Below are 21,351 nucleotides of genomic sequence, written 5' to 3'. Positions count from 1 at the left end.
CCACTTCGTTAGGAAGTGGTTAGAGGGTGGGGGTAAGCTTAGTTAGCCAAGACGTCTTGCATAGAAAACAAGCCGTGAGTTTTGTCGGCTAAGTAGCGGGCAGCGCGCAGGCTACCAGTTGCGTAAGTGCCGCGATGACTAGATTTGTGGGTGATCTCAATGCGTTCGCCGTCGCCACAAAACATTACTGTATGGTCACCAATAATATCACCACCACGTACTACGGAAAATCCGATGCGACCGTCCTGGCGTGCTCCGGTAAGGCCATGGCGCGCCCAGTCGGCCACCTGATCTAATGATTCGCCCCATGCACGCGCTACGGTCTCACCCATGGCTAAGGCTGTACCCGACGGGGCATCAACTTTATTGCGATGATGAGCCTCATAGATTTCTGCGTCGTAACCTTGCTGTAAAAGCTTGGCAGCTAACTCAATTAATTGCAGTGAGGCATTAACGCCCACACTCATATTCGGAGCAAAGACAATAGCAATCTCGCGCGCGTAGTCTTGTATTTGTTGTTTCTCTGTGTCGGAGAAACCGGTGGTGCCGATTACGCAGCGAGTGTGATGCTTAACGCAGGCCTCTAGGTGCCGCATAGTGCCTTCAGGGCGAGTGAAATCAATGAGGCAGTCTGCCTTTGACAGTTCGTCGAGATTGTCTGTGATGATGACGCCGCTGTTTTTACCCAAAAAAGCGGCGGCATCGTGGCCTAAAGACGGCGACGATGCGGGCACCAGCGCGGCGCTTAGCGTTAAGTCTGTGCTGTTTAAGACAGCCTCAATCAGCATGCGGCCCATACGGCCATCTGCGCCAGCGATAGCAATACGCATGACAGAATCCTTTTTAAAGCGGGTTATTCACATCGGGAGGGTTGCCAGGAGCGCTGTCACTGGCTTCAAACGGTTGCATAAACTGCTCTGAGGGCTTAGCGTCACTAGGGGGAGTGGAGTAAGTACCCGTATCAGCTCGCTCGAAGGGTTGACGATCGGGTTGTTGGTCACCATCCCAACGTACTAATGAGTCACCTTCAAACCAAACAGTAAAATTACGTTGCTCAGTTTTGCCGTAGCCCGGCTTGTTCATGTAGGGGTAATCCCAGCGGTCAGCATGAAACACGTCTTGCAAAGTGGGTGAGCCAAGTAAAAAGCGCACTTGTTCACGAGTCATGCCAGTACGCAAGCGGTCGACCTGTTCTGATGTGATCCAGTTACCTTGCTGTACATCGGCACGGTAAGGGAAGCCCCACTTGCCAGTACCGCAGGCCGAAAGTATCAGCATAGCCAAACTTGCCGCGACAGCTGCACGCATGGCAGGTTTGAATGTTGTTACCATCTTCTGCACGTTATGCCCCTGTTGGAATAAAATCGTTATCATATAGAGGTTTAGGAAAAAGCGCATGAATTGCGCATATTAACTTTCTGATTTCTTTGTCTTGCTGGCAATGTAAATCGGCCCTTCATCTTCATCCAATGCGATAATTGTAGCCATGAACGATCAAAATGAATTGAAAAACATGGGACTGAAGGCGACGTTTCCGCGCCTGAAGATTTTAGACATCTTTCGCCGCTCCGATTTGGAGGGCATGCGCCACCTTAGCGCTGAAGACGTATATCGTCTGTTAATCGCCGAGGATGTGGATATAGGCCTAGCAACAGTCTATCGCGTGCTAACCCAGTTTGAACAGGCCGGCATTTTAATGCGCAGTCAGTTCGATGGTGGTAAAGCCGTGTTTGAACTGAACGACGGCGATCATCACGACCACTTAATTTGCACAAATTGTGGTGCGGTAGAAGAATTTGCTGATAGCAAAATTGAACAACGTCAGCATGATATTGCCAAAGAGCACGGCTACGCCCTAGAAAGCCACACGATGTTGTTGTACGGTGTGTGCCCTAAGTGCCTCGAGGCTGGTAAGCAGGCAAAGGCAGGTTCGCGTAACTAACTTCAGGGCTGGTTTCACCATAAGGCTTAGCGAGTGGGCAGCTTGAAACGATGCTACCTAACTTGAAATACAACACATCGTTTTAGTTGCTTTGCCGTTGTAGCATCTCACTCGCATGCTCGAGTGTTGTAGCGGTTATTTCTAATCCACCCAGCATGCGTGCAATTTCTTGTGTGCGCTGGGTTTGATTCAGTGCGGCAATGCTAGACAAGGTTTGTCCTTGGTGGCTGTGTTTTTCTACTTTAAATTGGTGTTCGCCGCAGGCAGCAACTTGAGGCAGGTGGGTCACGCAGAGCACCTGGTGGCGCTTACCTAGCTCTAAGAGTAAGCGTCCAACGACTTCGGCGACGGCACCGCCCACACCCGTGTCAACCTCATCAAAAATTAAGGTGGGCACTTGCGCCGCTTGGCTGGCAATAACCGATAAAGCCAACGAAATGCGCGCTAACTCGCCGCCAGAGGCCACCTTGTTCAGCGGTCGTGGGCTGCTACCTTGATGGCCAGCTACTAAAAACTCGACGTGTTCCAAACCTTGCGGCCCCGCCGGGTTGGCATGCAGTTGCACGGCAAAGCTGCCACCCTCCATAGCGAGGGTCTGCATCGCTTCAGTGACTTGGCTAGACAGTTTTTGGCTCACCGTTAAGCGCGCAGCGCTAAGAGACTGAGCCAACGCTAGGTAATTTTGCCACGTAGTGTCGAATTTCCGCTGCAAGTGCTCTAGATCACTGGCCTGTTGTGTCCGCAGCAATTGTTGTTCCAGATCATGCAGTAAGGCAGGGAGCTCCTCCGGAGCGAGCTTGAAGCGTCTGGCTGCATTGAAAACTAGGCTCACGCGCTCGTCGAGCTGGGCTAACCGAGTATTATCCAGTTCCGTGTTGCTAAGATAGCTATTAAGGTCAGAAACCGCTTCGGAGCTAGTAATGTGAGCCGATTCTAGCGCTTCATAAATGCTTTGTAGTTCAGGGTCATGCTTTAGTTGTGCGGCAATTTCTTGTTTGGCTTTATGCAGTAATCGCAAGGCAGAGTGCACCTCACCATCTAAGGCATCTAAAGCGATGGCACCACTATCGAGTAGAGTTTGAGCATGACTTAAGCGCGTATGCTCTTGTTGCAACTGTTCCCATTCACCTTCTTGCAAATTCAACGAGCTGAGTTCTTGTATCTGCCATTCAAGTTGTTGCTGCTGGTGTTGTGCTGTTTCCGCTTGCTGTTGCGCCTGCTCAAGTGCTTTGCGGGCGTATTGATGCTGTTGCCACGCCTGCTCGGTTTTTCGGGCCAAGGAAAGGTGACCACCTTGCGTGTCCAGTAGTATCGTTTGCTTATGACCTTGCATTAGGCTTTGATGGGCATGCTGGCCATGGATGTCCAGCAATAGCTGACCTAGCTCGCGCAACTGCGCGAGCGTGGCCGGGGAGCCATTAATGTAGCTACGGTTACGTCCTTGTTGATCAATGACACGCCGTAAAACTAAATCGTCGTCGATGTCTAAGGCATTCGCTAAAAGCCATGCGCGAGCGCTTTCAGTGCACTCAAAACTGGCGGAGATTTCAGTGCGTGGGCACCCTTCGCGTATGGCTTTTGAGTCGCCACGGCCTCCTAAGGCCAAGGATAGGGCATCAATGAGTATAGATTTACCAGCGCCGGTTTCACCGGTAAAAACGGTAAAGCCAGACTCGAACTCGATAGTGGCTTGATCGACGATGACGAAATCACGGATGTGCAGGGTACGTAGCATAGAAGGCTAAGTTATTCGTTGTCTTCCTGGGGCAGCGGCATGCGGTTCCAGTCCAGTTTACTTCTAAGAGTAGAGAAAAAACTATACCCTTTAGGATGAATAAAACGAACGGAGTTGCTAGAGCGGCGTACTTCAATAACATCGCCGGGTTGGCAATCAGACCACGCTTGCATGTCAAAGTGTACGCTACCCCCTGATTCTACTCGCCCTAAGGTGGTTATGGTCAGTTTTAATGTGCCATTATCGGGTAATACGATGGGACGTTGGGACAGGGTTTGTGGCGCTACCGGTACTAATAAGATAGCGTTCAAACTAGGATGCAGGATGGGGCCGTTTGCCGCCAAAGAGTAAGCCGTGGAGCCCGTGGGGGTAGAGATAATTAAACCGTCGGCGCGTTGACGGTACATAAATATATCGTTTAACTCTACCCGTAGCTCTATCATCCCGCCGCGGCCAGCCCGGTTAATGACCACATCATTGAGCGCACTACCAGCAAAAAGGGTTTCGCCGTTTCGTAATACGCGACCTTCCAGCATTGAGCGCTCTTCGATTTCGTAATGGCCATCCAGTAAACTATAAAGTGCTTGGTTGGCATCATTGATAGGGATATCCGTAATAAAACCTAGGCGGCCGTGGTTAATACCAATTAAGGGAACGTGAGCGTGGGCCAGTTCGCGGGCGGCTCCCAACATGGTGCCGTCGCCGCCCAACACTAAGGCAAGGTCAGCCTGCTGCCCAATCTGCGCATAAGTGCCTACTGGGAACTCGTGGATAGAGGTGTTTTTTGCTGTATCCGATTCGATCAGCACCTTGCAGCCGGCCTGCGTCAACATGCGCGCTAGGGCACGTACTGGTGTGTCCAGTCCGCTGTCTTGGTAACGGCCTATGATGGCGATCGTTTGAAAATGCATACGGTAAAAACCTTCACAGATTGAAGATGGAAAAGTTGCGTTAAATTTATTATAGAGTTGCTGGGTTAGACTTGGCTGTAATATGTGATGCAGGAAGGCGGCGATAAATCATAAAGAGAGTAAAATGTCGGGTATGGATGATAGAGCCAATGAATTACTGAAAGCGTTAATTGAACGTTATATTGCCGACGGCCAGCCAGTGGGCTCTCGAACCTTGTCGGCGGTTTTTGATTTTTCACCGGCGACAATACGCAATGTAATGGCCGAGCTAGAAGGTTTGGGGTTAATACACAGCCCCCATACGTCGGCGGGGCGGGTGCCCACACCGAAAGGGTATCGCTTGTTTGTCGATAGTATGCTCGCTTCAAGGCGTTTTGAAAATCTCGCTAATATGCATTTGGACCAATATATACCGCTTGATGAACCAGGGCGAGCGGTGATGTCGGCCGCCTCTGTTCTGTCCAATTTGTCGCAGTTCGCTGGCGTGGTGTTGGCCCCTAAAAAAGCCCAAGTATTCCGGCAGATCGAATTTATACGTTTATCGGAAAAGCGTGTTTTATTAATTATCGTAACCCCCGATGGGGACGTGCAAAATCGCATTTTGTTTGTGCCCCGTGACTACCTTGAGCAAGAGCTCATCGAGGCCAGTAACTTTTTTAATCATCATTTTTCTGGTTTATCATTCGACCAGGTGAAGCACTCCTTAGCGAGGGAACTTACTAACTTGCAGGCAGATATATCTCGCCTTATGCAACAGGCCGTTGATGCAGGTACGCATCAACCAGACCACAAAGAGGCGGTAGTGATTGCCGGCGAAAACAAGCTGCTTAATGTATCTGAGATGGTGGCAGACATGGACAGGCTAAGGCGTCTGTTTAGCTTGTTCGAGAAAAAAACCGATTTGCTGCATTTACTGGATGTATCTAGTAAAGCCGAGGGGGTGCAGATTTACATCGGTGGAGACTCACACTTAGTTCCCCTAGAAGATGTATCGGTTATTACAGCGCCTTACGGGGTAGACGGGCAGGTAGTAGGTACCTTGGGTGTTATTGGGCCATCGCGTATGGCCTATGATAAGGTCATTCCCATTGTAGACATCACCGCACGTATGTTGTCTAACGCTTTAAGTCACCATGCTTAAAGGGCATGGTCTACATCCTCTCTATTCTTTAGCCACTCGTATTATTCGCCCCCATGTCTAAAATCTTTGCTTCGCCTTATTTGCCTGAAGCGGCTGACCCTACGTTATTGGCGTCCGAACCACAGTCCATCCAGCCGCCTGGGCCTATAGGGATTGTGCTGATAAATCTAGGCACTCCAGCAGCGCCAAATGCTACAGAAATACGGCGCTACTTAAAAGAGTTTCTCTCTGATCCGCGTGTCATAGAAATTCCGCCGTTTTTATGGCAAATCATATTGCGTTTGTTTATTTTGCCACGCAGGCCAGCTAAGTTAGCGCCTCGGTATCAGGACATTTGGCTTCCTGAAGGGGCTCCGCTGCTCGTATGGAGCCAAGCACAGGCCGATGGGTTGCAGTCTAGCTTGCAGGCGCGTGGCTACGAGCAGGTGTTCGTAGAGCTAGGTATGCGGTATGGTCAACCCTCTTTGATCAGTGCGGTAGAGGCCTTGCGCGCTAAAGGTTGCCAGCGTATTTTAGCCTTACCGCTGTACCCCCAGTACGCCGCTAGTACCACGGCAACTGCGTTTGATTACATCGCGGAACATATGGCACGTTTGCGTGATCAGCCCGAGTGGCGCACAGTAAAACGTTATCATGTCGACCCTGGCTACATTGGCGCTTTGGCTAATAAAGTACGCCAATATTGGCACGAGCATGGCAAACCCGAGCGCTTGCTATTAAGCTTTCATGGTCTACCTAGGCGCTGTGCAGAGCAGGGTGATCCGTATTATCGGGATTGCCTGGAAACTAGCTTAGCCCTAAAAGCCGAGCTGGCGGATCAACAAGTACCTATTCACGTTTCTTTTCAAAGCCGCTTCGGTGCGGAGCGCTGGTTAGAGCCCTATACTGAGCCGCTGTTGCGTGAGTGGGCCAAGCAAGGTGTGGCTAGGGTTGATGCGATGTGCCCAGGCTTCTTGGCCGATTGCTTGGAAACTCTTGAAGAAATACAAATAGAATGCCGCGATGCTTTTGTTGAGGACGGCGGCCAGCAGTTGCGTTATATCCCTTGTTTGAATGCCGACTCATCCTGGGTGGAGGCATTAACAGATCTGGCTTTGCGTCATCTGTCAGGATGGGTTAGCCACGACAACACAGCAAATACATAATATTTTTTGCTTACCTTACTTGAATTGGCTTAGATAGCCCCCATTTTGGGGTGATTGACGATTTCTGTTGTGGAGAACTTAGTATGTCGACTCACGCTGACGACAACAAGCCGCTAGACCCCCAAGAGCCAACAATGGCTCAGCATGACGAGCCCACAGAGGCGACTGAAAATCCTGAAGGCCTCGTAGAGGATGCAGGGGCTTTGGCCGTTGAGCTGGCTCAAGCGCAAGAGAAAATTGCGAGCTATCACGATCAGTTGCTTAGAGCCAAGGCCGAGGTTGAAAACATTCGTCGTCGTGCCGAGGACGATGTGTCCAAAGCCCGTAAATTTGGGATTGAGTCGTTTGCCGAGAGCCTAATCCCTGTGCGCGATAGCCTAGAGGCGGCGTTAGCACAAACCGATCAAAGCCTAGACACTTGGAAAGAAGGGGTTGAGACCACTTTGCGCCAGTTGGTAAAGGCGTTTGAGTGGAATCACCTTAAAGAAGTTGCTCCTGAGCCAGGTGAAAAGTTTGATCCACATTTACATCAGGCTATTTCGGCTGTCCCCTCTGATCACCCCGAGGGAACAATTGCACAAGTCTTGCAAAAGGGATACACCATTTCTGAGCGTGTTTTGCGTCCAGCATTGGTCATGGTAAGCGCTGCTAAATAAGGCGTAGGGGCGAAAAAACAGGGCTGACATAAAAAAATATAGTTGGCCCTTGAAATTTCTAGGGTATCCCCCATCTACCATTCATCGAACAATTTGCTTTTAGCATTCAACATTTATAAGCTAGGTAATCAATTATGAGCAAAATCATTGGTATTGACCTGGGTACAACAAATAGCTGCGTATCTATTTTGGATGGTGACCAGGTTCGCATTATTGAAAACGCCGAGGGCGGTCGTACCACCCCATCCATCGTTGCCTACATGCAAGATGGCGAAATTTTAGTCGGTGCTCCAGCAAAACGTCAGGCAGTGACAAATCCTGCCAATACAATTTTTGCTGTGAAGCGCTTGATTGGCCGTAAGTTTAACGAAAAAGTGGTTCAGGCTGATATTAGTCATGTGCCTTACACGATTGCAGCGGCTGAGAACGGTGACGCTTGGGTAGAGGCTCAAGGCAAAAAGCTGGCTCCTCAGCAAGTGTCTGCCGATATTTTGCGGAAAATGAAAAAAACCGCAGAAGACTACTTAGGCGAGGAAGTGACTGAGGCCGTCATTACGGTTCCTGCTTACTTTAACGATAGTCAGCGTCAAGCGACTAAAGATGCCGGTCGTATTGCTGGGCTAGATGTAAAACGTATTATCAACGAGCCTACTGCAGCGGCGTTAGCCTTTGGTTTGGATAAGACCGAAAAAGGCGATCGTAAAATAGCGGTATATGACTTGGGTGGTGGTACGTTTGACGTATCCATTATCGAAATCGCTGACGTAGACGGCGAGAAACAGTTTGAAGTTCTGTCCACGAATGGTGATACCTTCTTGGGCGGTGAAGACTTTGATAAACGTATCATCGATTACATTATTGAAGACTTCAAGAAAGAAAGTGGCGTCGATCTGTCTAAAGACGTATTGGCACTGCAGCGTTTGAAAGAAGCCGCTGAAAAAGCGAAGATCGAATTATCTTCTACTCAGCAAACTGAAATCAACCTGCCTTACATTACAGCTGATGCTTCAGGCCCTAAACACCTTAACTTGAAAATCACGCGTGCAAAACTGGAAGCATTGGTCGAAGACTTGATCGAGCGCTCCATTGAGCCTTGTCGTGTGGCGATTAAAGATGCAGGGGTAAAAACTTCTGATATCGATGATGTAATCTTGGTGGGCGGTATGAGCCGCATGCCTAAAGTACAAGAACGTGTTAAAGAGTTCTTTGGCCGCGATCCACGTAAAGACGTGAACCCTGATGAAGCGGTAGCCGCTGGTGCAGCGATTCAAGGTTCTGTGTTGTCGGGTGACCGTAAAGACGTACTCTTGCTAGACGTTACTCCTTTGTCCTTGGGTATCGAGACCCTGGGCGGTGTAATGACCAAGATGATCCATAAAAACACCACGATACCTACTCGTCATTCACAGGTGTTCTCGACCGCTGATGATAATCAGCCTGCTGTGACCATTAAGGTGTATCAGGGTGAGCGTGAGATTGCTGCCGGTAATAAGGCGTTGGGTGAGTTCAACCTCGAGGGTATTCCACCTGCAGCTCGTGGTTTGCCACAAATTGAAGTGACCTTTGATATTGATGCCAACGGTATCTTGCATGTATCGGCTAAAGATAAAGGTACAGGCAAAGAAAACAAAATTACGATCAAAGCGAACTCTGGCTTGTCCGACGAGGAAATCGAGCGCATGGTGAAAGATGCGGAATTGCACGCCGCGGATGACCATCGTATCGCCGAACTAGCGATCGCCCGTAACCAAGCCGAGTCTCTCGTACACTCTACCCGTAAATCGCTGGAAGAGTACGGTGACAAGCTTGAGGCAGGCGAGAAAGAAGCCATCGAGGCTGCTATCAAAGAGCTGGAAGAAACCCTGAAAGAGGGCGATAAGGAAGCTATTGACGCTAAAGTCGAGGCCTTGTCCACAGCTTCACAAAAGCTAGGCGAAAAGATGTATGCCGATATGCAAGCTGAAGCTGCTGCACAGCAAGGTGCCCCAGGCGCCGATGCTCAGCCCGCTGATGATAACGTGGTTGATGCTGACTTCCGTGAAGTTAAACGCGATCAGTAATCTAGCCTTGATGAGGTAGTTATAGCCCGGTTTCCAGCGCGCAGCAGGAAATCGGGCATTGTTATTCAAACGATAGCGCTTTAGGCGCTGTGAGATAAAATGGCAAAACGCGACTTATACGACATTCTCGGTGTGGCAAAAAATGCGACACAAGATGAGCTCCGTAAGGCTTATCGTAAGCTCGCCATGAAGTATCATCCGGATCGTAATCCGGACAATCATGAGGCAGAAGAGAAGTTCAAAGAGGCTAAAGAAGCCTACGAGATTCTATCGGATGAGCAAAAGCGTGAAGCGTATGATCATTATGGTCATGCCGGTGTAGACCCTAATTCTGGTATGGGTGCCGGAATGGGTGGAGGCGCTGGTTTTGCAGATGCTTTTGGTGATATTTTTGGCGAAATTTTCGGTGGTGGCAGAGGCGGCCGCGGTGGTGGCCCACAGGTATATCGTGGTGCAGACTTACGTTATGCCTTAGATATTAGTCTAGAGCAGGCGGCTAATGGCTTTGACACTGAAATCCGTATTCCTAGCTGGGATAACTGCGAGGTATGCAGTGGTTCAGGGGCAAAACCTGGTACCAAAGCAGAAACCTGCCGCACTTGTAATGGCGCTGGTGCAGTGCGCATGCAACAAGGTATCTTTAGCATGCAGCAAACTTGTCCCACCTGTCATGGCTCGGGTAAGGAAATTCCAGATCCGTGTACAGCATGTAATGGGGAAGGGCGAGTACGTAAAACCAAGACCTTGCAGGTGAAGATTCCCGCCGGTATAGATGATGGTATGCGTATCCGCTCCAGCGGTAATGGTGAGCCTGGCGTCAATGGAGGCCCTCCTGGCGACCTATACGTAGAAATTCGTATCAAGCCACACGGTATTTTTAAGCGCGATGGCGAGGATTTGCATTGCGAGTTAACCATACCGTTCACTACCGCAGCTTTAGGTGGTTTGGTCGAGGTGCCAACCCTAACAGGACGTGGGGAAATCGCCATACCTGAAGGTACGCAGACGGGTAAAACCTTCCGCTTACGGGGTAAAGGTATCAAAGGGGTGCGCTCTAGCTACCCAGGTGATTTGTACTGCCACGTGCAGGTTGAAACACCTGTGCGCTTGTCGGATGAGCAAAAGAAAATTTTGCGTCAGTTCGAAGATGCTTTGCGTGATGGTGGAACCAAGCACTCCCCGAAAAGCGAGTCTTTTACTGATAAGCTCAAGAACTGGTTTTCTTGATGTGTTTCTAAAAATGCCGAGCTTAGTGCTCGGCATTTTTATGTTATTGTCAGAGTGCCGGCTGCGCAATGACATTGGTATTGTTAGCGACTGGTGTAGTAGCTAATGCTTGAGTGTTAACGTGTTTGGGCTATAGCACTACTTATGGTGTCGAGTAATGGCTCACTACCCTATAAGCGGGGGCAGTAAGCGCAAAAAAGCCCGCTTGAGGCGGGCTTTAATTGTTTTATCGCATTTTAGTTTTATTGCTTTTTAGGTAAGCTATATAAAACTTAATAAGCGAATATATTTTGGGGTGACCGATGGGGCTCGAACCCACGACAACCGGAATCACAATCCGGGACTCTACCAACTGAGCTACGGTCACCACTGTTTCGTTTTTTACCAAACAAAGGTGGTTGCTGGGTAAAAAATAAATTATAAGGCATAAAATAAGTTTTTGGCAAGTGTTTTGTGAGAATATTCATCTTGAAGCCTAAAAGTACGTGTTAGGACAGATGTTTATCTGTAGTACGTTACTGTAAATATGTTTACAACAAGGAAATGCTTATGTCCCAACTATTCGTCGTGCACCCCGAGAATCCTCAGCCCCGTGCTATGGCACAGGCTGCAGAGCTACTGGCAAAAGGGGGGCTGGTAGCGGTGCCTACCGACTCTAGTTATGCGGTGGTAGCACGTTTGGATGATAAGTCAGCGGCAGACGCGTTGCGTCGACTACGGGGTTTGGATGAGCGGCATCATCTCACTTTATTGTGCCGCGACCTTGCGGAAATTAGTCATTTTGCGAAAGTAGATAATAAACAGTATCGTCTGCTGAAAATGGCGACGCCAGGCCCTTGGACTTTTATTCTTGAAGCGACCAAAGAGGTGCCGCGACGAGTTTCCCATCCTTCTCGGAAAACCATAGGCATACGCGTGCCGGAACAAAAAGTAGCGCTGGCCTTGATTGAGCAGGCCGGTTCGCCGTTAATGTCGACCACCCTAATTCCGGACGGTTCAGACGAGCCGCTTAATGATGCCGAAGAGATCCTACAGCGTTACGCCCATCAGCTTGCAGCGGTGGTAGATGGTGGCCCTTGCGCCTTAACGGCAACGACAGTGATAGATTTGACGGGTGAAGCCCCCCAAGTCTTGCGTTTAGGTGCCGGAGACCCTGCTACACTTGGCTTATAAGTAATTTTTTTGTGCAGCCTCGTAAAATTAGGCTGCACGGTCAGGCTGTTCGTGGTTCAATCCTGAAGGACGGAATCAACGCCCTGGCAATCATGCCACTGTGGCAGACAGACCTGAAGATCTATGGAATCAGTAATACAAACCATCACCATCTACGCTTTGCCGCTTATCTTTGGTATTACCTTACATGAGGCGGCGCATGCTTATGTGGCACGTTTTTTTGGGGATTCGACCGCGTATCAGGCGGGGCGTATGACGCTTAATCCTATTCCCCACATAGACCCGTTCGGTACTATAGCGCTACCACTTATTTTATTATTAAGTGCCAGCTTACTATCTATGCCAGCAGTATTATTCGGTTGGGCGAAGCCGGTTCCTGTAAACTGGGGGCGCTTACGCAAACCTAAGCGCGATATGGCGTGGGTGGCCTTAGCGGGTCCCGCATCAAATTTGATCATGGCCGTATTTTGGGTTTTGTTTGCTCGTGTTGCCGAGGCCTTGGGTTTGGGTGGTGCTGACTTCTGGTTACGAGTAGCCATGGCTGGTGTACAAGTTAACTTGGTTTTAATGGCGTTAAACTTAGTGCCGCTTTTACCTTTAGATGGCGGGCGTATCTTATTTAGCCTGTTACCTAATAAAGTAGCCGTGCAATATGCTCGTATGGAGCCATACGGCATGCCTATTATTTTAATTTTGATGTTTACCGGAGTGTTGTGGAAGCTTATGATGCCATTTTTGTATTTTGGTCAAAGCTTCGTTACTTGGTTCTTATGATTTTATCTCTTATCCGGTAAACTTCTTCGTTCACGTTAATTTTTGGTCGCTCAGGCGAAAGTTTGAGTTAGTTCCTATCATGGCAATTTCGGACACAGCAATGCCCACATTAGAGGGAAGTATGGTTGCCCTGATCACCCCTATGGATCAGGACGGAAATTTGGATTATGTGGCCTATCGAAAATTGATCGATTGGCATATAGAGCAAGGCACAAAGGCATTGGTCGTAGTGGGAACCTCGGGTGAGTCGCCTACTGTTGATATGGACGAGCATGCGCAGCTAATAAAAGTGGCAGTGGAACATACGGCTGGCCGTATCCCAGTCATTGCTGGGGTAGGCGGCAACTCAACGACTGAAGCTATTGAACTCTCTGCACATGCATTGGAAGTTGGCGCTGACTACGGATTGACGGTGGTGCCCTACTACAATCGTCCCAGTCAAGAAGGCCTGTACCAGCATTTTCGGAAAATAGTCGAAACGGTAGACTTGCCGCAGATTTTGTATAATGTGCCAGGACGTACGGTAGCCGATTTAAGTAACGAGACAGTAGTGCGCCTAGCGCAAGTACCTAATGTGGTTGGCATTAAAGATGCGACGGGTGACATGGGTCGTGGAGCGCGCTTATTGCGTGATCTGCCCGCTAACTTTGTCGTACTAAGCGGTGATGATGCCACGGCGGCAGCTTATATTTTATTGGGCGCAAAAGGGAATATTTCGGTAACCGCTAACGTGGCTCCGCGACTCATGAGTGAGTTGTGCGAAGCGGCCCTAAAAATGGACGTACCCAAAGTGCGTGAGATCAACACACAACTGGCCGCTTTAAATCAGCATTTATTTGTGGAAGCGAATCCGATTCCCGTAAAATGGGCTGCCGCTGAGATGGGCTTAACGCAGTTGGGTTATCGTTTACCGTTGTGCACGCTTAGTGAACAGCATCATATGTTGATGCGTCAAACATTGAAAGAAGCGAATTTGATTCCATGATTATGAAACCAGTCAGTAAATCCTTGCTCGGTTTATCGCTTAGCCTACTTGTTCTTTCCGGTTGCTCCTCTATTAATCAAGCACTGGGGGGTGAAGAGTCGGTAGATTATAAAAGTACCGTTTCGGGCGATCCCTTAAGCATCCCTCCTGATTTAACTCAGGCAAATCGCGATGCACATTTCCGTGCACCCGAAGGGGCGACCAGTTACTCACAGTACCAGCAGGGGCAGCAGGCTCAAGTGGGTAGCGGTGTGCAACAGGTGTTACCCGAGCAGACAGGTGTCAGAGTCGTGCGCGATGGCGACTTGCGCTGGCTGGTCGTGGAACAAACTCCCGAACAAGTGTTCCCACGCGTGGCTGAATTTTGGATTGAGCAAGGATTCACCATCAATTCGCAAGATGCCGCTGCTGGTCTTATTCAAACCGACTGGGCCGAAAACCGCGCTAAAATTCCTGAAAGTTGGATTCGTAGCGCTTTAGGCTCCATTATCGATCAGGTGTTTGACAGTGGTGAGAGAGATCGATTCCGTACACGCATTGAACGTGTTGACGGTCGTACAGAAGTCTTTATTTCGCATCAGCGTATGGAAGAGACCCCTACGATCGATGGCTCTGCCTTTAAATGGGTGTATGCCAAAGAAGATCCAGGTCTAAATGCCACCATGCTGGCACGTTTAATGGTGTACTTAGGTACAGATATTGATACCGCTCGCAGCCGCATACAAAACGCCGAGAAAGATCCTACGGGAGCCCAGGTACAAACGCTGGACGGTACTGATCAAGCCGAGCTAATACTGAATGAGCCGTTTGATCGCGCATGGCGCCGTGTTGGTGTTGCCATAGACTCGGCTGGTTTTACCGTTGAAGACCGTGATCGTACTGCTGGTGATTTCTATATCCGTTATTTGGATTCTGATACAGGTGAAAAAATCGAACAACAGAACATCATAGGTAGGTTGTTTGGTAGCAGAAACACTGCTGAAGCCGTACCGTATCGCATCAATGTGCGAGAGCAAGGTGGACGCACTCGGGTTATTGTGCAAGACCAAAGTGGTCAAGAACAAACCACAGCGACAGCTAAGCGTATTATTAATGTGTTGTCCAGTAATATGCGCGCAACGAAGTAATAGCTTTACTGTTGGTGTAGTGCTATATCAAGCCCTGACTTTGGTCAGGGCTTTTTTATTAACAATAAGTCAAGGGCAGGGCGGTTGTGCACTTAAGCTCTTCCATAGAAAAACTAGATGAAACATCATACATATGCGCTGTACGGATAAGTCGCTTATAAATCTGATCGAAACCCTCGATGTCTGGTGCTACTACTTTGAGCAAATAATCAATATCGCCACTCATGCGATACACCTCCACCACTTCGGGGATATCAATGACTCCGGAAGCAAATTGCTCTAACCATTCGGGAGTATGGCTTTGTGTGCGTATGGCGACAAAAACGGTTACGGGTACGCCCAACTTTTTTCGATCGAGTACGCATACTTGTTTACTGATCACGCCTTCTTGCTGCAGTTTTTGAATTCGTTTCCAACATGCAGTAGGAGATAAGCTAGCTTTATCAGCGAGTTCTTGCACCGACAAAGTGGCATTCTCTTGTAGTGCATGTAGTATGATTTTGTCTTTTTTATCCATAATAAAATTATTTCTCTCTTGTTGTCGTAATGGGTAAATTTATTTCTCTTTTTTGTCGATTATGAGCTAATTTTGGCATAATTTTCATCGGCTTGCTCGCTATACTACTTTCAGTGTTATTGATTCGTAATAAGTGAGTAAACATGAAAACACGTACTAAGCTAGTTAATCTAGGTCGTAACCCGCAGCGTTTCGAAGGTGTCGTAAATACGCCGATAGTGCGTGGCTCTACATTGCTCAGCCCTACCCTAGCGCACTGGCAGGAAAAAAACCGTCGCCAAGCGGAGGATGACTTTGGCGTTAGTATTTATGGCCGTTTTGGTACCGCTACGCATCATGCTCTGCAAGAAGCTCTAACGGAACTGAGTGGTGGCTATAGAACCATGCTGTATCCATCAGGCTTGGCCGCCTTAGCTAGTGTGTTGACGGGTCTGGTGGGGGCAGGGGATCATATCTTACTCACCGATAGCGCTTACGCAGCAACCTCACAGTTTTTGCAAACCACCTTAGCGCGTTTCAACGTCAGTTTCACACGCTATGCACCGGGTATAGGAGCCCAGATACGTGATTTGATTCAACCCAATACCAAGGTGGTGCTGGTAGAGTCTCCGGGTTCAGAAACTTTTGAGTTGCAAGATATTCCGGCTATTGCCAAAGAGGCTCATGCGGCAGGGGCCTTTGTTGTAATGGATAATACCTGGGGCACACCCTTATTTTTCGATGCCTTCAAACATGGCGTCGATGTAGCGATTCAGGCTGCTACTAAGTATATTGTGGGCCACTCCGATGCGATGTTAGGGGTAGCAACGTGCAACCAGCGAGCTTGGCCAGCGGTGCGTGATAGCGCGCACAATTTTGGCCAAACTTGCAGCCCTGACGATGCTTACTTAGCTTTGCGAGGTTTGCGTACCATGGAATTACGCTTACGTCAGCATTGGGCATCTGGAGTGCAAATAGCACAGTGGCTCGAGGAGCGTCCAGAGGTTGAGCGCGTATTGCATCCAGCTTTACCAAGCCACCCCGATCATGAGTTATGGAAGCGAGACTTCACCGGTGCGCCAGGTCTATTTGCCATAGCCTTGAAGCCGATACCCGAGGCGGCATTACACGCTTTTATTGATGCACTGCAATTGTTTGGATTGGGAGTTTCTTGGGGCGGTTATGAAAGTCTTGCCTTGCCTTTTGCGCCAGTGGGCCGAGAATATACGGCATGGCCTTATGCGGGCCCAGGAGTGCGCTTGCATATAGGCTTAGAGGATCCTCAGGACTTAATGGCAGACTTGGAAAACGGTTTTGCAGCGTTACAAGAATGCGTGGCGCTCTCGGCTCCAAAGGAAGTAGCACTCGTATAAATAGTAGGTTGCACTAGACAGCGGTGAGAGGGGGTATAACACTAGACTTTATTCGTCAAAATAAAGATAATAAGAACTATTATCATTTATGTTCTGGCGGATACAGTTATGTTAGAGCGTTATTATCGAGAAGTGGCGAACTTTTTGCTGCGCAGGCGGCTCCGCCCTTCACCCTCTCCGGCCCCCCAAAGCAAGGTTGAGCTCTCGGCACAGACTGAGTATCTTTTACATCGTCTGCAGCAGCTACCTAGGCGGCGTCGCGAGGCCTTTGTATTGCATCGATTCTACGGCTTGGCGTATACGGAAATAGCGCAACATATGCGCATCCCCTCTAATCAGGTAGAGCAGCATATTCGTATCGCGATGCAAGCGTGCCGCCAAGAGCTAAAGGCTTACCACAGCACTAAGCCATCGTTAAGACGAGCCGGCAGTGCCAGTTAATAAGTTACCGGATCGTATCGATGAGCAAGCCTTAGTCTGGTTTTTGAAAAATAATCATCATCTGGATGCTCGTAGCCAGATGGCCTTCAAAGCTTGGTTGGCTATAGACCCTTTACACGAACAAGCTTATCAGGGGTGGCAGCGTGATTGGGACAGTCTTGATACCTTGAGTAAGGCGCACTTATGCAGCTTGGGTTCGACTCATATACCGGAGCCATTCCGCGTATTGGCGACTAAGGTTTCTTGGTGGCAGGCGGGGAAAGATGCTTGGGCTGATTTTTTGTTAACGCCCTCGACTCGTCTTTTGGCTTTGCTAGGGGCTGTATGTTTAGCGCTAGGAGTAGTGGGCTTAAGTGTTTATGGACGTTGGTTAGATCAGCCCGAGCCAGTTGAGCACCGAGAGGGGAAACCTGTCGATCAAAAAAACCACGTCTCGCCCGACAAATCTTTACGCCCTATGGATACGGCTTCAGACAAGTAGATTTGTCTAGGCGCTTCCTTCGGCTTGCTTAAGGGTAGGGGGAGAGCGGGGCTATAGTAAGCCCCGAGTTTAGCTTAGGCGATACGAGTTTGTTTGGAGCTGGCTTGGCGAAATGCCTGTAAAGCCTGTTCTCGTACCTGATACGCCTTAAGACGATTATTCTCCTTAATATGGCCATAGCCGCGGATAAGGTCTGGGTAACTCAGTAAAGCCTCAGCTTGCGTTAGGTTGTGTGGCGACAACTGGGCGCTGACTTCATCTAGCACTTGCATGTAGTCGTCAATGAACTGGCGTTCATGGCGACGTTCAGCGGTTCGTCCAAACGGGTCGAAAGCTGTACCTCGCAGTCCTCTTACAGCAGCGAGTAAGGTAAAAACATGCTTCATGTAAGAGCCATACAGACGTTTTTTTGGTGCTCCGTCGCTACCCGTGTGCTTGAGCGTAGGGGGGGCCAGGTGGTATTGAATCTGATAGTCTTTATCGGGTTCGCCAGCGAATTGCTCGCGTAATTTAGCTAAAAACTGAGGCTCAGTATAAAGACGTGCCACCTCATATTCATCCTTGTAGCTCATTAGCTTAGCTAGGTAAGTGGCGGCTAAACGAGTAACAGGCAGATTCTTGTCTAATTCTAGTGCGGTTTCTTTACGCTGTAGATCTTTGATTTTATCGCTATAGCGCTGGGCCCAAGCCGCATTTTGGTAGGCACTTAAATGAGTCTGCATGCGTTTGATCAGCGCAGGCACACTTTCAGGAAAAGGCAGTGGTTCCGAACCCTGCTTACTTTCTCCCATAATGGCAGACATGCCTTTCACCGCGGCAAGGCGGCCCCATTGGAACGCATCTTGGTTTTCTTGGACCTTGACGCCATTGAGCTGCATCGCTTTGAGTAAGCTAGCTGCTTGCAAGGGCACCCAGCCATTTTGCCAAGCGTAACCCAGTAAAATAGGGTTAGCGTAAATACTATCGCCCAGTACATGAACCGCTAGAGCATTCGCGTCTAGGAAATGTATATGCTTACCAATACTGGCCTGTAGATCTTCGCTAGCTGCTTTAAGGGGGAATTTCCAGTGAGCATTGCCAATGAGTTCCGAAGTGGGGCTAGCCGCGGTATTAATAATAGCGCAGGTGTGGTCAAGCCCTACACGGCTCAGCACCTCTGGAGAGTTAGCCACGATGGCATCAGCGCCAATCAGTAGCTTGGCTTCACCTGTGGCCACTCGTGTAGCATGCAGCAAGTCTTGGCGTTGAGCGATTTGCACATGACTGAGTACTGAGCCCCCTTTCTGTGCGAGGCCGGCCATATCTAGTACCGTGACACCTTTGCCTTCAATATGCGCAGCCATACCCATTAGGGCGCCAATGGTTACTATACCGGTGCCACCTATGCCAGCAATCATTGCGCCGTAAGTATCCTCAAGGCTAACTGCTACCGGTTCGGGGAGGGCGTTGACAGCGAAGTGATCCAAGGATTTTCCCTGAATTTCAGGTTGTCGTAATTGCGCCCCTTTTAAGGTTACGAAACTGGGGCAAAAGCCTTTGACACAAGAGAAGTCTTTATTGCATGAGGATTGGTTGATGCGGCGCTTACTTCCCATATCGGTGGCCAAGGGCTCCACAGATAAGCAATTCGACTGCACGGAGCAATCACCACAGCCTTCACAGACAGCGTCATTAATGTAGGCACGTAAAGCAGGATCAGGGTAAGTGCCGCGTTTGCGTCGGCGACGTTTTTCCGTAGCACAGGTTTGGTCATACACTAAGACAGTGGTACCGGGGATGTCGCGCAGCTCTTTTTGTACCTTATCTAAGTCGTCGCGATGATAAACAGGTGGGTTGCCCACCAAGCTTATATTGTTGAATTTTTCGAGCTCATCGGTAACGACCACGACCTTGCGAGCGCCCTCGGCGTGTACCTGGGCAATGACATCCGTCACCTTCAGAACACCGTCTACCGGCTGGCCGCCTGTCATAGCCACGGCATCGTTATAGAGAATTTTATAGGTAATGTTAGAGTTAGCCGCGATGGAGGCGCGTATGGCGAGTATGCCCGAGTGGAAATAGGTGCCATCGCCCAAATTGGCAAAGACGTGTTTGTCGGAGCTAAAGGGTTGTTGGCCTATCCACGCTACGCCTTCGCCGCCCATGTGGCTGAAGGTTGAGGTGTTCCTATCCATCCAGATAGTCATGTAATGGCAGCCTATCCCAGCAATTGCACGTGAACCCTCGGGCACGCGCGTAGAGGTATTATGGGGGCAGCCAGAGCAGAACCACGGTTTGCGCTCGGCCTTATCGGTTGTTCGCACACTAGGAATTTTTTGTTGACGCTCTTTGGCATCGAGTATGGTTAAACGCGAGGTGATACGAGCATGTAAGTCAGCGGATAAGTCTTGTTTTAATAGGCGTTTGGCGATCGCGCGAGCGATCATGGCAGGCGATAGCTCGCCTTCAGCGGGTAAGAGCCAAGGGGCCCGGGGTACCGACCATTCGCCACCATTTTGTTCGCTTTCGTCAAACTTTCCGTAGACTTTTGGACGCACGTCATCACGCCAGTTATATAGTTCCTCTTTAAGTGCATATTCGAGAATTTGACGTTTTTCTTCGACTACTAAAATGTCTTTCAGGCCCGTAGCAAATTCGCGCGCATCCTGAGCATCTAGGGGCCAGATACAGCCTACCTTCAAGAGCCGTAAGCCCACTTGACGACAGGCTTGCTCATCTAACCCGAGATCGGCTAAGGCTTGCCGCGTGTCAAGATAAGCCTTGCCTGCCGTCATGATGCCAAAGCGGGCATCGGGCGCGTCTATGACGATGCGATTAAGCTTATTAGCGCGCACATAGGCAAGGGCCGCATACCACTTGTGGTTCATCATCCGCGCCTCTTGTATTAAGGGCGGGTCGGGCCAGCGTATATTTAAACCGTCGGCAGGTAAGACAAAATCTTCGGGTATAACGATTTGCAGTTGCTCGGGATCTAGGTTGACGGAGGCATTGGACTCCACCACCTCCGTCACGCATTTCATCGCTACCCACAAGCCGCTATAGCGGCTTAATGCCCAGCCGTGTAGCCCAAAGTCTAGATATTCTTGTACATCAGCCGGATACAAGACAGGAATACCGGCAGCGGCGAAAACGTGCTCGGACTGATGGGCGACCGTGGAGGACTTAGCTCCGTGATCATCACCCGCCAGCACGAGCACCCCACCATGAGCAGAGGTGCCGGCTGAGTTCGCATGCTTGAGTACATCCATAGAGCGATCTACGCCGGGGCCTTTGCCGTACCACATCCCAAATACGCCATCGCGCAAGGCCCCCTCATAGAGGTTGACTTGTTGCGTGCCCCAAATAGAGGTGGCGGCTAAATCTTCGTTTAAGCCGGGGCGAAACACGATATCGTTTTTTTCTAGGTGTTTTTTAGCCTGCCACAAGGCTAAGTCTACGCCCCCGAGCGGCGAGCCGCGATAACCAGAAATAAAGCCAGCGGTATTCAGGCCAGCTCGACGATCACGCTCTTTTTGTAATAGAGCTAAGCGTATCAATGCCTGCGTGCCGCTCATATAGGCGCGGCCTTGTTCTAACGTGTACTTGTCGTCCAAGGTAACGGTATCAAGCAAAGATTCGTGGCGTATTGGTGCATTCATAGTGAAATGTCTCCTGCAAGAATTTTGTTCAGGCAAGTAGGAATAG

19 protein-coding genes and 1 tRNA gene are annotated in these 21,351 nt (G+C 49.6%); 13 read left to right on the top strand and 7 right to left on the bottom strand.

Features of this window, described 5'->3' with window-relative positions; all coding sequences use genetic code 11:
• Positions 1 to 38 precede the first annotated feature (38 nt).
• Both dapB and OSH01_RS00195 read right to left on the bottom strand, forming a co-directional pair.
• A complete protein-coding gene (gene dapB / locus OSH01_RS00200; protein WP_266122045.1) occupies positions 39 to 830 on the bottom strand; it encodes a 4-hydroxy-tetrahydrodipicolinate reductase in 792 nt (263 codons plus the stop codon).
• Positions 831 to 843: 13 nt separating this feature from the next.
• Positions 844 to 1,308, bottom strand: a complete 465-nt coding sequence (locus tag OSH01_RS00195; RefSeq protein ID WP_266122826.1) for an outer membrane protein assembly factor BamE — start codon at positions 1,306 to 1,308, stop codon at positions 844 to 846.
• A 178-nt stretch (positions 1,309 to 1,486) separates the two neighbouring features.
• Here OSH01_RS00195 and fur point away from each other — a divergent pair, with 178 nt between their 5' ends.
• On the top strand, positions 1,487 to 1,942 hold the full coding sequence (fur, locus tag OSH01_RS00190) for a ferric iron uptake transcriptional regulator (protein WP_266122044.1): 456 nt from the start codon (positions 1,487 to 1,489) through the stop codon (positions 1,940 to 1,942).
• 82 nt (positions 1,943 to 2,024) lie between these two features.
• Here the strand turns inward: fur and recN are convergent, their stop codons facing one another.
• A complete protein-coding gene (recN, locus tag OSH01_RS00185) occupies positions 2,025 to 3,677 on the bottom strand; it encodes a DNA repair protein RecN (protein ID WP_266122043.1) in 1,653 nt (550 codons plus the stop codon).
• An 11-nt stretch (positions 3,678 to 3,688) separates the two neighbouring features.
• Positions 3,689 to 4,588: an NAD kinase gene (locus tag OSH01_RS00180; protein WP_266122042.1), complete on the bottom strand. Its 900-nt coding sequence runs from the start codon at positions 4,586 to 4,588 to the stop codon at positions 3,689 to 3,691.
• A gap of 133 nt (positions 4,589 to 4,721) precedes the next feature.
• Between OSH01_RS00180 and hrcA the strand changes: the two genes are divergently transcribed.
• From hrcA to dnaJ, 5 genes are all read left to right on the top strand, one after another.
• Entirely contained in the window at positions 4,722 to 5,729 is a 1,008-nt protein-coding gene (gene hrcA, locus OSH01_RS00175) for a heat-inducible transcriptional repressor HrcA (RefSeq protein ID WP_266122825.1), read from the top strand.
• 53 nt (positions 5,730 to 5,782) lie between these two features.
• Positions 5,783 to 6,874, top strand: a complete 1,092-nt coding sequence (hemH, locus tag OSH01_RS00170; protein WP_266122041.1) for a ferrochelatase — start codon at positions 5,783 to 5,785, stop codon at positions 6,872 to 6,874.
• Between the two features lie 83 nt (positions 6,875 to 6,957).
• On the top strand, positions 6,958 to 7,530 hold the full coding sequence (grpE, locus tag OSH01_RS00165) for a nucleotide exchange factor GrpE (RefSeq protein WP_266122040.1): 573 nt from the start codon (positions 6,958 to 6,960) through the stop codon (positions 7,528 to 7,530).
• Positions 7,531 to 7,664: 134 nt separating this feature from the next.
• Entirely contained in the window at positions 7,665 to 9,590 is a 1,926-nt protein-coding gene (gene dnaK, locus OSH01_RS00160) for a molecular chaperone DnaK (RefSeq protein WP_266122039.1), read from the top strand.
• A gap of 99 nt (positions 9,591 to 9,689) precedes the next feature.
• Positions 9,690 to 10,817 carry a molecular chaperone DnaJ gene (gene dnaJ, locus OSH01_RS00155; protein WP_266122038.1) on the top strand — a complete coding sequence of 376 codons (1,128 nt, stop codon included), beginning with the start codon at positions 9,690 to 9,692 and terminating at the stop codon, positions 10,815 to 10,817.
• A gap of 291 nt (positions 10,818 to 11,108) precedes the next feature.
• Here the strand turns inward: dnaJ and OSH01_RS00150 are convergent.
• Positions 11,109 to 11,184: transfer RNA gene (locus tag OSH01_RS00150), tRNA-His, on the bottom strand.
• A 182-nt stretch (positions 11,185 to 11,366) separates the two neighbouring features.
• On the opposite strand from OSH01_RS00150, the gene OSH01_RS00145 reads away from it, so the two are divergent.
• The 4 genes from OSH01_RS00145 to bamC all read left to right on the top strand — a co-directional run bounded on the left by OSH01_RS00145 (position 11,367) and on the right by bamC (position 14,876).
• Positions 11,367 to 11,990 carry an L-threonylcarbamoyladenylate synthase gene (locus OSH01_RS00145; protein WP_266122037.1) on the top strand — a complete coding sequence of 208 codons (624 nt, stop codon included), beginning with the start codon at positions 11,367 to 11,369 and terminating at the stop codon, positions 11,988 to 11,990.
• Positions 11,991 to 12,113: 123 nt separating this feature from the next.
• Entirely contained in the window at positions 12,114 to 12,764 is a 651-nt protein-coding gene (locus OSH01_RS00140; protein WP_266122036.1) for a site-2 protease family protein, read from the top strand.
• A 79-nt stretch (positions 12,765 to 12,843) separates the two neighbouring features.
• Positions 12,844 to 13,749 carry a 4-hydroxy-tetrahydrodipicolinate synthase gene (gene dapA, locus OSH01_RS00135; RefSeq protein WP_266122035.1) on the top strand — a complete coding sequence of 302 codons (906 nt, stop codon included), beginning with the start codon at positions 12,844 to 12,846 and terminating at the stop codon, positions 13,747 to 13,749.
• A complete protein-coding gene (gene bamC / locus OSH01_RS00130; RefSeq protein ID WP_266122034.1) occupies positions 13,746 to 14,876 on the top strand; it encodes an outer membrane protein assembly factor BamC in 1,131 nt (376 codons plus the stop codon). The genes dapA and bamC overlap by 4 nt, the downstream gene beginning before the upstream one ends.
• Positions 14,877 to 14,934: 58 nt before the next feature.
• Here the strand turns inward: bamC and OSH01_RS00125 are convergent, their stop codons facing one another.
• Entirely contained in the window at positions 14,935 to 15,393 is a 459-nt protein-coding gene (locus tag OSH01_RS00125) for an Lrp/AsnC family transcriptional regulator (RefSeq protein WP_266122033.1), read from the bottom strand.
• Between the two features lie 143 nt (positions 15,394 to 15,536).
• On the opposite strand from OSH01_RS00125, the gene metC reads away from it, so the two are divergent.
• From metC to OSH01_RS00110, 3 genes are all read left to right on the top strand, one after another.
• Entirely contained in the window at positions 15,537 to 16,745 is a 1,209-nt protein-coding gene (gene metC / locus OSH01_RS00120) for a cystathionine beta-lyase (protein ID WP_266122032.1), read from the top strand.
• Positions 16,746 to 16,853: 108 nt separating this feature from the next.
• Positions 16,854 to 17,186 (top strand): RNA polymerase sigma factor, encoded by a 333-nt coding sequence (locus tag OSH01_RS00115; protein ID WP_266122031.1) that lies wholly within the window; start codon positions 16,854 to 16,856, stop codon positions 17,184 to 17,186.
• On the top strand, positions 17,176 to 17,667 hold the full coding sequence (locus OSH01_RS00110; protein ID WP_266122030.1) for a FecR/PupR family sigma factor regulator: 492 nt from the start codon (positions 17,176 to 17,178) through the stop codon (positions 17,665 to 17,667). Before OSH01_RS00115 ends, OSH01_RS00110 begins: the two co-directional genes overlap by 11 nt.
• Positions 17,668 to 17,741: 74 nt before the next feature.
• On the opposite strand, the gene OSH01_RS00105 is transcribed toward OSH01_RS00110, so the two are convergent.
• On the bottom strand, positions 17,742 to 21,305 hold the full coding sequence (locus OSH01_RS00105; protein WP_266122029.1) for an indolepyruvate ferredoxin oxidoreductase family protein: 3,564 nt from the start codon (positions 21,303 to 21,305) through the stop codon (positions 17,742 to 17,744).
• Positions 21,306 to 21,351: the final 46 nt, after the last annotated feature.

Origin of the sequence: Alcaligenes endophyticus (assembly GCF_026344035.1) — a bacterium.
Taxonomy (GTDB): Bacteria; Pseudomonadota; Gammaproteobacteria; order Burkholderiales; family Burkholderiaceae_B; genus Alcaligenes; species Alcaligenes endophyticus.
The sequence above is the reverse complement of the archived record's forward strand: the minus strand, read 5'-3'. Positions and strand labels throughout refer to the sequence as shown.